Raw genomic sequence first — 13,524 nt, 5'->3', positions numbered from 1 at the left:
CCCGGCCTTCGACAGCATTTCCCGCAGCAAGCGCAGATCCGTACTGCATTGCGGGATAACGCCACCGATATGCGGCAATTGAAACGTCCATTTATGCAAGAAATCAGTCGGCGCAGGGACAGACCAGCCGGACGCTAAGCCGGAAAGGCGCGCCGGATCACGCAGGAGGAAGACGGATGTCCAGAATTGCACACGTGGCGACGATCTGCGCCGCGTTCGCCATGTCGCTGCCGGCCTATGCTCAGAGCCCGGCGGCACCGCCCGCGGCCGGCAAGATTTCCAATGACTTGGTGAAGATCGGCGTTCTCACCGACATGTCCGGTCAGTTCTCCCACGAATCGGGCGAGGGGTCGGTCACGGCGGTGAAGATGGCCGTGGAGGACTTCGGCGGGAAGGTTCTCGGCAAGCCCATCGAGGTCATTGTCGCCGACCACCAGAACAAGACCGAAGTCGCCATTGCCAAGGCGAAGGAATGGTTCGACGTGGACAAGGTCGACATGATCGCCAACCTGATCAATTCGGCCGTCGCCATCGGTGTCGCCGGCGTTGCCAAGGAGAAGAACGGCATCGCCATCATCAATGGCTCGGGCTCTTCCAGGCTCACCGGCGACATGTGCACGCCCAACTCGATCCACTATGCCTACGACACCTACGCGCTGGCTGTCGGCACCGGAAATGCGCTCATCAAGCAGGGCAAGAAGAACTGGTTCTTCCTGACCGCGGACTATGCCTTCGGTCATGCTCTGGAGGCCGACACCGCGTCGGTGGTGAAGGCGGGCGGAGGCAACGTGGTGGGCTCCGTGCGCTACCCCATCAACACCCTCGACCACGGTTCCTTCATGCTTCAGGCGCAGGGATCGGGCGCGGACGTGATCGCCGTTGCCGGCTCCGGCACCGTGTTCATCAACGCCGTGAAGGCCGCGCACGATTTCGGGCTGGGGCAGTCCGGCAAGCAGTCCCTCGCCGGGCTCCTGGTGTGGATCTCCGACATCCACTCCATGGGCCTTGAGAACGCCCAGGGCCTCGTGCTCACCAATGCCTTCTACTGGGATCGGGACGACGAGACTCGCGCCTTCTCCAAGCGCTTCGAGGCGCGCATGGGCCGCAAGCCGCACATGGGCGATGCGGGCGACTATTCTTCCACCATGCACTATCTGAAGGCTGTCGCGGCTGCCGGCACCGACGAAGCACAGGCCGTGATGGCCAAGATGCGCGAGATGAAGGTCAACGACTTCTTCGCCAAGAACGGCTACATCCGCGCCGATGGCCGCTTCATCCACGACATGTACGTCTATCAGGTGAAGAGCCCTTCGGAATCGAAGGGCCCATGGGACTATTACAAGCTTGTGCAGGTCATTCCGGGCGAACAGGCCTTCCGTCCGCTGTCTCAGAGCCAGTGCCCGCTGATCAAGAAGTAACGGTCGCCGGGCGGCGCCGACGAGGCGCTGCCCGCTTCCCCGGCTTGGCCTCATCCTCTTGCGCCCGATCTTGGCCGGGCGCATCCGGAGCAGGCGCATCCTCGCCTGACACCAGAATATCCACCGTCCGATCACCGGCCAAAGGCGCGCCATACTGCGCCGGATCGTAATTGAGGCGGTAGCGCATGTCCGGCGCCTCGATGGGCTTGCGGCACTTGTCACAGACCACCACCGCCGAAAAATCGTGCCCGCAATCGAGATGCGTGAGGACCAGCGGGGGATCCCCGGCTGAAAGCCATCGGTCGCCCCACGCGCCCATGGTGATGAATGCGCCGTAGAGATCCTTGCCCATTTCGGTGAGCCGATACTCGTAGCGCTCAGGTAGATCCTGATACTTGACCCGCGCGAACACCCCGCGCGTGACCAGCCGGCCGAGCCGTTCGGTGAGAATATTGGGCGCGATCCGCAGCTCGGTCTGCATCTGGTCGAAGCGCCGCACGCCGAAGAACGCCTCGCGCAGGATGAGAAAGCTCCAGCGGTCGCCGATGATTTCCAGCGACCTTGACACCGAACTCGGGCGCCCGCGCGAGAAGCTTGCGGATTCCGCCGTCCGCCGCGCCCGCTTGGCCGGCTCCACGGGGGTGCGGCCGGCGCCCGGTCCATCGCGGTAGCGCACGCGGTTCGCCTTCACCTCGCCGAGGCAGTGGGAACAGGCCACATAGGGCTCGCACTCCGCGCCGCATGTGGCGTGGATCAATCGCAGCGGCGGCCCTTCCGGCCCCGACAGCCACCGGTCGCCGAATCGGATCAGCGCGACGAAGCTCGGGTACAACTCCATTCCACAGCGGGTGAGATGATATTCGGCCCGGCTTGAGTTCGCCGAATAGTGCACCTGACGGAAAATGCCGCGTACGGTGAGGCGCTTCAGCCGTTCCGCAAGCGTGCCGCGCGGCAGCCCGAGCGCGGTCCGGAACTGTTCAAACCGCTGCGCACCAAAGAACGCCTCGCGTATGACGAGGAAGCTCCACGCATCCGACATGATGGAGATTGTGCGTCCGACCGAGCAGTTGCGTTCAAACAGTTGAGGCACCGCCTGGCTCCTGGATGCGGACTTCGCATTCGCTCCAGGGCCCGCACGCTTCTCGTTCGGCATTTGGCCGCGCACTCCATGTGATCATGTTCAGTCCAACTATAGTACCAATGATTCCGCGCGTCGTGCGCATATCGATGGGCCTGAGCGCCCTTGGATGCCGCGCCGATGCCACTGCGACTTAGAAGCGCTGCGGCAACCAATCATCGCATTCATCTACAAATAAACTTCACAATTATCTTTACTCAATCAATCATTGCGCCTTCATGGCGAAATATCACGTGCTTGTGGTGACGGCATCCGGAGACATGCCCCCGACGGCGGCGGCCTTGATGACGGGGACGGCCGAGATCAGGTCGACCCGGTGTCGTGCTGGGCACCAGGAGCGGACAGGGGCTAGAGCATCCTGGACAATTCGGCACTGATACGTTGCGCCGTTTCACGCACCAGCCTTCCGCAGAGTTCGTGACGCCGCTCATCGTGCCGGTACACCGGCATACTGATACTCACCGCACCAACCGGCTCCCGCGAACGATTGAAGATCGGGCTACCGAAACAGCGGATGTCCGGTTCGTTTTCCTCGTCATCGAACGCAAACCCCTGCTCACGCGCCCGCTTCAATTCCTCCAACAGCGCTGCGGGTGTCGTGAACGTCTTGGCGGTGTGGCGCCTCAGGTCAAGTCCCTTGAGAACCTCCAGGAGCCGCTGCTGTGGCAGCCCGGACAGCCACGCCTTTCCCACGGACGTGGAGTGCAGTTCCACCTGGCCACCGATACTGGTTTTCATCTGCACCCTGTTAGAGCCCACCAACTTATCTATGTAGACCATCCGGTTATTGCTCGGCACCGCAAGATGCACGGTCTCGTCCGTCGCGTCGCGTAGCGAAACCAGAAAATCCCTCGCGATCGTCCGCAAGTCGGAATCCTCCCATGTCTTTGCAGCAAACTGCAGAAGACGTGGCCCCAGACGAAACGTTCCATTCTCTCCTGCCTGCGTGACGAGCCCCTCCGCCATGAGCGCCGAAACGAGGCGGTAGACCGTACCGCGGGGAAACGGCGCGCGCTTTGTAAGCTGCGCAATGTTCAGCATTCCCGGTGCCTCGGCGATGATCTGCAGCACCGCCATGAACTTCGAGAACGAGGCGGCTCCCTGCACATGATGAGGCGCTCCAGCATCGCCCTCGCCCGGCAGCTCATTCTGGGTCACGGAAATACCTCGCAACTTGACATCGGACCATCACGGCACTACAAATTTGGGCAGAGTGTCCACATTGTAGTCAATGCTCTTCGTCGGTTCTAGCCCCGCGATCGGGGAGGTTCAACGACAAACTCTCAACGCTGAATGTGAATGGTTAGAGGCTTCCACGCCGTCCGTAAGAGATGGCGGGAAGTTCATGCTGGGAGGAAGCAAATGACCAAGAAAGGCTACTGGGTTGCAATGGTCGATATTGCAAGCCATGAGGGTTACAAAGAATACATTTCGTTGAACAAGGCGGCGTTCGACAAATACGGCGCGACCTTTGTCGTTCGCGCCGGACAGAGCCAGGTTATGGAAGGCCCTGACGCGAACCGCCTCGCAGTAATCGAGTTCAAGGATTACGATACCGCCCTCGCCTGCTACAACTCGCCCGAGTATCAGAGGGCTATCGAGGCCCGACAGAAGCACGCCAAGGTGCATCTGGCCGTGGTGGAAGGTGTCTGACACCGGACGAATTGCCTGGTGCCTCCTGCCATACCGGCAGGAGGAACGGTTACCTTCACCTCGCGCGCAGTTCGATCGGATAGTTAGGCGAGCTTTACCCACCCAGCCTGCTGGACGTGCTCGGCTCAAAATCTCCGGATCCTCGTTGGAGTGCGGCGCAAGCCGCATGCGCGCACAACCTTTGTGAGCGGCCATGTCTTCAGCGTTGCACTGGCTATTCAAGGCCTTTGACGTCTTCATCGTCATCGGAATGGCAGTCATCAGCCTCCTAATCTTTACAAACGTCGTGCTGCGCTATGGTTTCAGCTCAGGCATTCCATTTGCAGTCGAGGTGTCCCGTGTCGTCCTCCTCTGGGTCATCTTCATGGGATCCGTGGTGGCTCTGGCCAGGGGCGCGCATCTCGGCGTCGAGTCCCTGGTCGTCCGCTTGCCGCCAAGGATGCGTTGGGTCTGCTTTCTTGCTTCCTACGGCCTGATGCTGTGGTGCTGCTGGCTCATGGGCGAAGGCAGCTGGTCGCTGACCCTCATCGAGTGGAGCAACGTCCAGGCCCTGTCTGGGATTCCCGTCGGTGCCATCTATGCAGCGGGTTTCGTCGCCGCGATCCTGATGGCCCTCGTTCTTCTTCTTGATCTGTGGCGCTCGCTGCGCGGCATCCTGCCGGCCCCCTGGTCGGGGGTCGAGCATGTTGAGCCCCTGCCGGTCGTGGTTCCCCCGCGCACTTCGGAGGAAACGCCATGACCGGCCTGGTATTCGTCGCCTCGCTCCTCGGCGCGATGGGCATCGGGATTCCCATTGCGTTCGCCCTGATGCTGTCGGGCGTTGCGATGATGCTGCTGATGGGAAATCTGGATGCCAACATCCTGGCGCAACGCCTGGTCAATGGCGCAGACAGCTATCCGCTGATGGCGATCCCCTTCTTCCTCATCGCGGGCGAGCTCATGAACGCGGGCGGCCTCTCGCGCCGCATCGTCAACGTGGCATTGGCGCTGGTCGGCCACGTCCGTGGCGGCCTCGGCTACGTGGTCATCGGCACGGGTCTCATCCTTGCCAGCGTCTCCGGCTCCGCAATCGCGGATACGGCGACGCTCGCTGTCATGCTGGTCCCGCTGATGCGGGATGCCGACTACCACATGGGTCGAGCATCGGGCCTGATGGCGGCGACAGGCATTATCGCACCCGTGATCCCGCCATCTGTCGGCTTCATCATTCTGGGCGTTACCGCGAATATTTCCATCGTCGGCCTGTTCTTTGCCGGAATCGTGCCAGGCGTGATGATGGGGCTCAGTCTCATGGTTGCCTGGTGGTTCCTCTCCAAGAAGGAGACGGCGTCGGTTCGGCTCAAATTGCCGCGCAGGGACATCCCGAGAACTATCGTGACCGCCGGCTGGGCGTTGATGATGCCGGTGATCATCCTGGCGGGCCTGCGGTTCGGCATCTTCACGCCAACCGAGGCCGGCGTTGTTGCGGCCGCCTATGCAATGTTCGTGGGACTATTTGTGTATCGCGAGCTGACGCTGCGGGGGCTCTATGAGGCGCTGCTCGCGGCCGGGCGCTTGACGGCGGTGATCATGCTGCTGGTCGCAGCCTCCACGATCTCCGGCTTCATGCTGACGATCTCGAACATGCCTGCCCAGCTCGTCAGTCTCCTTCAGCCATTTATCGGCTCCCCGATCCTGCTGATGGGCATGATCGTTATTGCAGTCTTCGTCGTCGGCACGGCACTCGATTTCGCACCATCCATCACCATTCTCGTCCCCCTCCTGATGCCGATCGTCAAAGCGGCCGGTATCGACCCGGTTTACTTCGGGGTCATATTCATGATGGTCAACGCGGTCGGCCTGATCACACCTCCTGTCGGAACGGTCCTCAACACAGTGTGCGGAATCAGCGGAGTTTCAATGGATGAGGCAACGAAGGGCGCCATGCCCTATCTTCTGGCTCAGATGCTGCTCATTCTGCTCTTGGTTCTGTTCCCAGCATTGGTGACCGTTCCGGCGAAGTGGCTCCATTGAGGGTCGGATCGCGCTCTATACTGGGAAGGCGAACTGGCCATCAACGACGGCCGCTCCGCAGTTCTGGCGAGGACGGCAGCAAAATCCTGAAGGGAAGTTGCGGGCGCCGACGCAGCGCAAGCCTGAGTGCCCGCACGTCGTCGGGCGGCGACTTCGTGTCAGTTTCGCGAAGAACTCGACCAGTCGGCGAAGCGCTCTCAGGACGATCCGGCAGTCGGTCGCTCCATCGAAACGTGCGATGGATTGGCGCCTGAACCGAATGCGGACGAGGCGCCGACAGAGTGGCTGACGGGCATTGCACGGCCGCCACGCCCTTCTGAAACTTCGCGAGCGCAAAGGATCAGAGCCCTCCGGCGACCGTGATCAACGTGCCTGTCATGAAGCCGGAGCCGGGAGACGCGAGCATCAGGGCAGCGCGCGCGATATCCTCGGGTTCCGCGATACGCCCCATGGGTGTTAACGCGGCAATCCTGGCCGGGCGCTCGGGGTTTCCACCTTGGGAGTGTATCCGCGTGTTGGTGGTCCCGACGCGGATGGCATTGACGCGGATGCCCTCCGGGGCCAGCTCCTTGCCCGCACCGAAAGTCATCGATTCCAACGCCCCCTTGGTGGCGGCATAGTGGACATATTCGTTGGGGCTGCCAAGCAAGGCGGCAAGCGACGACATGTTCACAATCGTGCCGCCTTGGCCGCCCTTGCGGGTGGACATGCGTCTCGCGGCCTCCTGGATACAATACATGGCGCCGAAGACGTTTATCCTGAAGGCGGTTTCCAGCACCTCGGGCTGTAAATCCTCTATCCTGCAGGCCTTCCCAATGATGCCGGCATTGTTGACCAAGCAGGTCACTCTCCCGAGTTCATCATCGCAGGCTCTGAACAGAGCTTCTATGTCCTCTTTGTCGCCCACGTCTCCCTGGACCGCGATGGCCCTTGCGCCCGTGGCAAGGCAGGCGTCGACGACTTCGGACGCCGCGGCGCCGTCCGACAAATAGTTTATGCAAACATCATAGCCGTCGGCGGCGAACAGCCTGGCCGTTGCAGCACCGATGCCGTGGCTTGCACCCGTCACGATCACGATCGGTCTCACGTAACTCCCTCCTTAGACCGTCTCCGGGTATTCTGAGATCAAAAGACGGTCTCGAGGATCGCGGCGTAGTCTTCCTTGGTCAAAGGACGTGGATTGGTCGGATGGCTATGGTCTGCGATGGCTCGCTCGCACACCCAATCGAGGACGTGGCGGGGCACCCCAAGATCGGACAGTTTCGGTGTGATGCTCAATCGACTGTTCAACTCGTCCAGTGCGTCCGGGAGGGTTGTTGCTTCAAGCCCTGCAAGGCTTTCAAGGTGGCGCACCTTCTCGGCAACCGGTTCAACTTCCACATTCCACCGAAGGACGGTCGGCATCAGGATGGCGTTGAGCGTTCCATGATGAAGCTTCGCCTCCTTAAGCCCCCCCAGGGCATGGCTCAGCGCATGGACGGCTCCGAGACCCTTCTGGAATGTCATGCCGCCTTCAAGCGCGCCCATCATGAGTTCGGTCCGCGCCTCCGCGTTCGTGCCATCGGCGTACGCAACAGGCAAAGCCTTCCAGATGCGCTTGAATCCGTCAGTGGCGATTGCCTCGGCAGGGGGGTTGAAGCGGGGCGAAATGTATGTCTCGATACAGTGCGACAGCGCGTCGAGACCTGTCGACGCGGTCAGAGCCGGAGGAAGCCCCATCGTCAGCGCTGGGTCGCAGACCGCTTTGCGTGGGATCAGGAACGGGCTGATGAAGCCGAGCTTTCGGCCGTCATTCAGGGTGATCAGCGCCGCGCGGCCAACTTCGGAGCCGGTGCCAGCCGTGGTCGGAATGGCCACGAGTGGCGCGACCGCACTTGTTATTCGGGCTACGCCGCCCAGAATCGCCGCATAGCGCTCCAGTTCGCCTTCATGTGTGGCGAGAAGAGCCACGCCCTTGGCCAGGTCGATGGGAGATCCCCCGCCGATCGCCACGACGCCATCGCAGCCCACTTGCCTGTACAGTTCGAGACCAGCAGCAACCGCGCTTTCGGTCGGGTTGGTGGGAACGTCCAGGAAGACCGGAGCCGAACTTAGAAAGGCAAAGCCCGGACGGTCGAGTATGCCGGCAGCTTTGATGCCGTGATCGCTGATCACCAGAGGGCGCGACATGCCGAGTTCGCGCAGCGTCTCCGCCAGCGAGTCGGACGCTCCCAGCCCGAAATTGATGTTTGTGAGATAGGTAATGGTATGCACGCCTCCGACCCCCCTCGTGTTCCGCCTGCCTGCATCGCTCCAGCAATCTTGGCTTCCGGCACGTCGTCGTTTAGCCGGCGCATCCAACGCACGCCCGCATCATTTTTGTCCATAATATGGACGTTATGTCCATATACAGGTGTATGCGGAAGTCTTATCTTGTCAAGCACTTCCGCCGGATTCCGGTCATTACCCCCCCTCAGGGCCATGGCTTGAGAGCCTGCTCTGCCTGCCGTCCTGCAGTTTCGACGCTAATATCGTCACGAAAGCAATTTCGGAGCTGACGGCATTGCTCCGCGCAAAGGCCGAGCGCGCAATCGACGCCCTCTCACGTCGGCTCTCTCATGACATTCGTAAGCAGATCAAATGTGCGCGCGCTTCGAAACACCGGATGCGGTGCAGAAAATCCCGAGGAATTATTGTTCGCATGCGATGGGCATTGATTTTCTACACCGACCACTGACGAGAGCTGCGATGTGAATCAAGCTGACAAACACCCGATCGCAAGGACCCGAGAGCGGCGATGAAGCATTGACAATCAATTCTAGGTCTGCCCAGAATAACGTAATGGACATATCGTCCATATTGTGGGCAAGCGTCTCGATCATTGGTTCGCATCGAGTCCGAGGGATGCTTGGAGTAATTTCCCTATGGTTCGCACGCTCGAGGGCGAGCTGTGGGCCTTGCCTCCGTTGGCCGCGGGCGGACTTCGGGCAATTTCCCCCCAGATTACGCCCATCGTAAATCCAGACATTCGAGGATCAAACTACCGTCGGCGTCATCTTCAAATGGAGGCCACCATAGGTCACGAGATCTTTGCTTCAGCGTAGATGGCGCGCCACCTGTCTACCAGGCTGAATATCCATAACAAAGTGACAGCCATGACCCCTTCTTGACGGCAGATGCTGGGTCCTTGGTCCAATAAAAAGTATCGGGAGGAAAACTATGACAACTCGGATTATTACTGCAGCGCTTCTGGGATCTCTTCTGGCCGCCACGCCAGCCGCGGCTCAGAACCCCCGCCTGGGATACGTTCCTGTCGATGATCATCCGGTTGGACAAGCTTCGCGTTATTTTGCGAAGCTGGTGGAAGTGAAGACCGATGGCCGCATCAAGATCGAAACATTCGGCAACGGCTTACTCGGGAGCGAGCCCGAGATGCAGGCGTCGGTTCAGGCGGGTTTCATCGACATCATGGTTGGCCCTACGCCAAATCTGGTCGGCGTCGTCCCGCAGTTCATGATCTTCGACCTCCCGTTTTTCTATAAGGACTTTGCCGCGGCGGATGCCGTCATGGACGGCGCGGTCGGCGAAAAGCTGTTCGCACAGTTGAAGGAAAAGACCGGCATTGTCGGGTTGGCCTGGTGGGACAATGGCTTCCGCCATATGACCAACGCAAAACGCCCCGTCAACACGGTGCAAGATATGGCCGGGCTCAATATCCGCGTCATACCCAACCCGCTTTTCATCGCGACTTGGACGGCGCTGGGAACAAATCCGACACCTCTTCCCTGGCCAGAACTGTTCAGTGCACTCGAAAATCGTGCTGTAGACGCTCAGGAGACGCCATACGCTCTGATCTACACCGCAAGATTCTATGAGGTGCAGAGCCATCTGGCCAAGACAGGGCACGTCTATACGCCGTTTGTTCTTCTTGCCAGCCCCAAATGGTTTGGCAGTCTTTCAGAAAAGGACCGGGCGGCGGTCATGGAGGCCGCGAAGGAATCGGCCGCCTTCCAACGGGATATTTCTCGCAAGGCGGCAGAACAGCTGGAAGTCGAGCTCCAGGCTAAGGGCTTCAAGATTACCCGCCCGACACCCGAAGCGCTGAAAGCAATGAGCGAACGTGTTGCACCCGTCGTGACAGAGTACAGCAAAAAGATCGGCCTCGATCTCGTGGAGCAGGCCCGCACCGCCATGGCCGCGAGTGCCAAGCCATAGTCGCGTTCGAACCCCTGGAGCCGCCGCGGGGACGGACGCGCGGCGGTGCCCAGGATGAGCGATTGGCCACAGGTGCATCGGGAACCGAAGTGCGGTGGGACACTGGCGGCCGAATCTGGAACGCCAATGCAAGCCCGGGGTTGAGTTTGAGCTCGGCCTAAATGGTCCGAGCCGCGCGCCGCAGTGATTGTGGCGCTTGGCCGAAGGCGCGGACGAAGGCGCGGCGCATGCGCTCCGGATCCCGAAAGCCGGTCACTTCAGCGACACGTTCGATGGGTTCCGACGATGACTGTACGTGCTCTCGGGCAACCTCCAGGCGCAAGCGCTCGATGGCCTTGGAGGGCGTCGTCCCGGTCTCCGCGGTGAAAATGCGCGCGAAATGGCGGGGGCTCAGCCCCGCCCGGTCGGCGAGCATGTCGACGGTAAGCGGTTTGTCCAGATGCTCCCGCACCCAGGTGAGCAGGGCGCCGAACCGCCCATTCGGAGTCTTCAGTTCCAGAAGCGAGGAGAATTGTGACTGCCCCCCGCTGCGGCGATGGTAGAGCACCAGCTGGCAGGCGATGTGCTTTGCAACCGCATCCCCATGCTCCTCCGCCGCGATGGCCAGCGCGAGATCGATCCCGGCGGTGATACCGGCAGAGGTCCAGACGTTGCCGTCGCGCAGGAAGATGCGGTCCGGATCAAGCCTCACCTTCGGATAGCGAGAGACGAAATCCTGCGTGCGGCACCAGTGGGTCGTTGCCTTGCGACCGTCCAGCAGCCCCGCCGCCGCCAGGACGTAGGCGCCGGAGCAAACGCTCGCCACCCGCACGCCGCGCGCGGCATTGCGGCGGACGAAGGCCAGGGTCGTCCGGCAGTCGATGGCGGCCTCGACCCCCAGCCCGCCGGCGACGACAAGCGTCGTGATGGACTTGGCCGACGTGAGGCTGGAGGCCACCACCTCAACCCCACAGGAGCTACGGACCGGCCCGGGCTGTGCCGCGATCATCTGCACGTTCGGTGCGGTGGAAACCAGGCGGCGCGCGATCTCGAACACCGATGCCGGACCCGAAGCGTCCAAAAGCTGGAAATCCGGGAAGATCAGGATGCCGATCATCGCCATGGCTGAAAACGAGGGAACCGTGACATTCTACATATGATCGCACCATGCCATGCTCGGCGGGTCAAGATCGGACCCCGAAGGTCGTAGAATGTCCTCATCCCTGCAATTCGGCTTGCTCGTCTTTCCCCGCATCACGCAGCTCGACATGACCGGACCCCTGCAGGTGTTCTCCAGCCTGCCCGGCGCCGAGGTCCATCTGGTCTGGAAGCGCATCGAGGCAGTGCAGAGCGACACCGTGCTCTCCATCCTGCCCACCACCACCTTCGCCGATTGTCCCCGACTCGACGTCATCTGTGTTCCCGGCGGCTACGGCACCGATGACCTGATGGGCGACGACGAGGTGCTGAATTTCCTTCGCACGCAGGCGGCCGGCGCCAAGTTCGTCACCTCGGTCTGCACGGGCTCGCTGGTGCTTGCCGCAGCCCGGCTGCTGGAGGGGCGCAAGGCCGCGACTCACTGGAGCGCCATCGATGTCCTGCCCGTCTTTGGCGTGACTGCGAGCCGCGAGCGGGTGTGCATTGACGGAAACCGCATCACGGGCGGCGGCATCACCGCCGGCATCGATCTCGGCCTGACCGTGATTTCCGAATTGGTGGATCGCAGGACCGCCGAAGCCATCCAGCTGCGCCTGGAATACAATCCCGCGCCCCCCTTCAATGCGGGATCGCCAGAGACGGCCCCGGCCGATGTTCTGGCGCTGCTCCAAGAGAGGATGAAGGTGGCCAAGGCGCGCCGGCTCGACCTTGCCAAAGCGGCAGCGGCCCGCGCATCCTGAGGCGCCCAACGATTGCTAGTTCACGCCGCGGTCGAGACCATCGACCGCGGCCGCATCGCCGTCGATGGACCGTGCCAGACGCTCGGCCGTTACCGGCCCAAGGGTGAAACCCTGATGGCCGTGGCCGAAGTGGAACCACAGGCCGGCGTGGCGCTTCGCCGGGCAGACGAGCGGCAACAGGCCCGGCAGGCAGGGGCGCGTGCCGGACCAGGGCGTTGCTTCCACGGGCAATCCCAGATCCACGAAGGACCGGGCTGCGGCCTCGCCCCGCGCGAGCTGGCGTGGACTGGCGGCCGGCTCCACGGCGGAAAGCTCCGCGGCGGTTGCGATGCGCAGGCCGTCGCGCATCGGCGACAGGACCACCGAGTGGTCCGCGAGCAGCATGGGCCGGGTGAGGCGGTGGGTGCCGCCATAGTGGCGATGATAGCCGCGCTTGCGCACCATCGGCACGCGATAGCCGAGCGGCCGGAGCAACTCCGGCGACCAGGGCCCGAGTGCCACGACGACGATCTTCACGTCCATTCCCGCGACCTGCCAGCCGGCACCGGCACGCTGGAGGGTCCGTGCATCGCCAGTGGCGAGCCGACCGCCGCGCTCCTCGAACAGCCGCGCGTAGGCGTCCACCAGCCCTCCCGGTGCAAGGCAGGTCCAGGGCGCAGTCCAGTGAACGGCCCCTGCCGGCGCGCGCCGCAAGGCAGGCTCGGCTGCGGCAAGCCCCGCCCGGTCGGCGACAGAGAAGGGGACACCATGCTCACGCCCCTTTCGCTCGGCCTCGCGCACGGCGGCAGCAAGGCCAGGCTCCGTGTCATGGACCTCCCAATAGCCGTCCCGACGGATCAGTTCCTCGGCGCCCGCCGCCTCGATGAGGGCGGCGTGTCGGGGCACAGCCTCCGACACCAGCTGGCGCCAGAGCGGAATGACCCGGCCCAAGGGACCGGGCAGGGATGATCGCCAGTAGCCGAAGAGCGCGGGCGCCTGCCCGGGCAAAGACGGCCAGTGCAGGTTGACGGCATTCCTGGCGCCGCCCGCCATCGCGAGGAGCGCCAGCGGACTTGTCGGCAGCGCGTACGGCTCGACAGCTTCGGCCTGGATGATGCCCGCATTGCCGTAGCTCGTCTCCGAACCGGGGCGCGCGCGATCGATGACGACACAGTCGTGTCCCCGCTCCTGCAGAGCCAGCGCCGTGGCGACGCCGACCATGCCGGCACCGAGAACTGCAATTTCAGCCATG

At 62.4% G+C, this 13,524-nt stretch carries 12 protein-coding genes; 6 read left to right on the top strand and 6 right to left on the bottom strand.

Annotated features, from left to right (window positions below; translation table 11 throughout):
- Nucleotides 1–176: 176 nt before the first annotated feature.
- Entirely contained in the window at nucleotides 177–1,418 is a 1,242-nt protein-coding gene (locus V5F63_RS07355) for an ABC transporter substrate-binding protein (RefSeq protein WP_394102113.1), read from the top strand.
- Here the strand turns inward: V5F63_RS07355 and V5F63_RS07350 are convergent.
- Both V5F63_RS07350 and V5F63_RS07345 read right to left on the bottom strand, forming a co-directional pair.
- Nucleotides 1,408–2,571 (bottom strand): winged helix-turn-helix transcriptional regulator, encoded by a 1,164-nt coding sequence (locus tag V5F63_RS07350; protein WP_394102114.1) that lies wholly within the window; start codon nucleotides 2,569–2,571, stop codon nucleotides 1,408–1,410. The two genes, V5F63_RS07355 and V5F63_RS07350, sit on opposite strands and share 11 nt — an antisense overlap.
- A 333-nt stretch (nucleotides 2,572–2,904) precedes the next feature.
- Nucleotides 2,905–3,714, bottom strand: coding sequence for an IclR family transcriptional regulator (locus V5F63_RS07345; protein WP_394102115.1), 810 nt, complete (start codon nucleotides 3,712–3,714; stop codon nucleotides 2,905–2,907).
- Between the two features lie 204 nt (nucleotides 3,715–3,918).
- Between V5F63_RS07345 and V5F63_RS07340 the strand changes: the two genes are divergently transcribed.
- The 3 genes from V5F63_RS07340 to V5F63_RS07330 all read left to right on the top strand — a co-directional run bounded on the left by V5F63_RS07340 (nucleotide 3,919) and on the right by V5F63_RS07330 (nucleotide 6,222).
- Nucleotides 3,919–4,209: a DUF1330 domain-containing protein gene (locus V5F63_RS07340; RefSeq protein ID WP_209488433.1), complete on the top strand. Its 291-nt coding sequence runs from the start codon at nucleotides 3,919–3,921 to the stop codon at nucleotides 4,207–4,209.
- Between the two features lie 193 nt (nucleotides 4,210–4,402).
- Complete coding sequence (locus tag V5F63_RS07335; protein WP_394102116.1) at nucleotides 4,403–4,948, top strand: TRAP transporter small permease; 546 nt, start codon at nucleotides 4,403–4,405, stop codon at nucleotides 4,946–4,948.
- Nucleotides 4,945–6,222 (top strand): TRAP transporter large permease, encoded by a 1,278-nt coding sequence (locus V5F63_RS07330; RefSeq protein WP_394102117.1) that lies wholly within the window; start codon nucleotides 4,945–4,947, stop codon nucleotides 6,220–6,222. Before V5F63_RS07335 ends, V5F63_RS07330 begins: the two co-directional genes overlap by 4 nt.
- A gap of 340 nt (nucleotides 6,223–6,562) precedes the next feature.
- Here V5F63_RS07330 and V5F63_RS07325 read toward each other — a convergent pair whose 3' ends face one another.
- Together V5F63_RS07325 and gbd are read right to left on the bottom strand one after the other, a co-directional pair.
- The gene (locus V5F63_RS07325; RefSeq protein ID WP_394102118.1) at nucleotides 6,563–7,309 is read right to left on the bottom strand and encodes an SDR family oxidoreductase; all 747 of its coding nucleotides are present in this window, start codon (nucleotides 7,307–7,309) and stop codon (nucleotides 6,563–6,565) included.
- A gap of 38 nt (nucleotides 7,310–7,347) precedes the next feature.
- On the bottom strand, nucleotides 7,348–8,475 hold the full coding sequence (gene gbd, locus V5F63_RS07320; protein WP_394102119.1) for a 4-hydroxybutyrate dehydrogenase: 1,128 nt from the start codon (nucleotides 8,473–8,475) through the stop codon (nucleotides 7,348–7,350).
- Between the two features lie 945 nt (nucleotides 8,476–9,420).
- Here gbd and V5F63_RS07315 point away from each other — a divergent pair.
- Nucleotides 9,421–10,416: a TRAP transporter substrate-binding protein gene (locus tag V5F63_RS07315; RefSeq protein WP_394029079.1), complete on the top strand. Its 996-nt coding sequence runs from the start codon at nucleotides 9,421–9,423 to the stop codon at nucleotides 10,414–10,416.
- Between the two features lie 157 nt (nucleotides 10,417–10,573).
- Here V5F63_RS07315 and V5F63_RS07310 read toward each other — a convergent pair whose 3' ends face one another.
- A complete protein-coding gene (locus tag V5F63_RS07310; RefSeq protein ID WP_209490350.1) occupies nucleotides 10,574–11,512 on the bottom strand; it encodes a GlxA family transcriptional regulator in 939 nt (312 codons plus the stop codon).
- Nucleotides 11,513–11,606: 94 nt separating this feature from the next.
- On the opposite strand from V5F63_RS07310, the gene V5F63_RS07305 reads away from it, so the two are divergent.
- Nucleotides 11,607–12,293 (top strand): DJ-1/PfpI family protein, encoded by a 687-nt coding sequence (locus V5F63_RS07305; RefSeq protein WP_209488424.1) that lies wholly within the window; start codon nucleotides 11,607–11,609, stop codon nucleotides 12,291–12,293.
- Nucleotides 12,294–12,308: 15 nt separating this feature from the next.
- Here V5F63_RS07305 and V5F63_RS07300 read toward each other — a convergent pair whose 3' ends face one another.
- On the bottom strand, nucleotides 12,309–13,523 hold the full coding sequence (locus tag V5F63_RS07300; protein ID WP_209488422.1) for an NAD(P)/FAD-dependent oxidoreductase: 1,215 nt from the start codon (nucleotides 13,521–13,523) through the stop codon (nucleotides 12,309–12,311).
- Between the last annotated feature and the right edge of the window lies 1 nt (nucleotide 13,524).

This window comes from Xanthobacter wiegelii (assembly GCF_043193855.2).
GTDB classification, from domain to species: Bacteria; Pseudomonadota; Alphaproteobacteria; order Rhizobiales; family Xanthobacteraceae; genus Xanthobacter; species Xanthobacter flavus_A.
Note: the sequence above shows the minus strand (reverse complement) of the source record. Positions and strands in the feature narration are given on the sequence as shown.

What these genes read in the sequence shown, in the direction of transcription:
- V5F63_RS07355 (WP_394102113.1), top strand. Translation starts at nt 177, where the DNA reads ATGTCCAGAATTGCACACGTGGCGACGATCTGCGCCGCGTTCGCCATG.
- V5F63_RS07350 (WP_394102114.1), bottom strand. Translation starts at nt 2,571, where the DNA reads ATGCCGAACGAGAAGCGTGCGGGCCCTGGAGCGAATGCGAAGTCCGCA.
- V5F63_RS07340 (WP_209488433.1), top strand. Translation starts at nt 3,919, where the DNA reads ATGACCAAGAAAGGCTACTGGGTTGCAATGGTCGATATTGCAAGCCAT.
- V5F63_RS07335 (WP_394102116.1), top strand. Translation starts at nt 4,403, where the DNA reads ATGTCTTCAGCGTTGCACTGGCTATTCAAGGCCTTTGACGTCTTCATC.
- V5F63_RS07330 (WP_394102117.1), top strand. Translation starts at nt 4,945, where the DNA reads ATGACCGGCCTGGTATTCGTCGCCTCGCTCCTCGGCGCGATGGGCATC.
- V5F63_RS07315 (WP_394029079.1), top strand. Translation starts at nt 9,421, where the DNA reads ATGACAACTCGGATTATTACTGCAGCGCTTCTGGGATCTCTTCTGGCC.
- V5F63_RS07310 (WP_209490350.1), bottom strand. Translation starts at nt 11,512, where the DNA reads ATGATCGGCATCCTGATCTTCCCGGATTTCCAGCTTTTGGACGCTTCG.
- V5F63_RS07305 (WP_209488424.1), top strand. Translation starts at nt 11,607, where the DNA reads ATGTCCTCATCCCTGCAATTCGGCTTGCTCGTCTTTCCCCGCATCACG.
- V5F63_RS07300 (WP_209488422.1), bottom strand. Translation starts at nt 13,523, where the DNA reads ATGGCTGAAATTGCAGTTCTCGGTGCCGGCATGGTCGGCGTCGCCACG.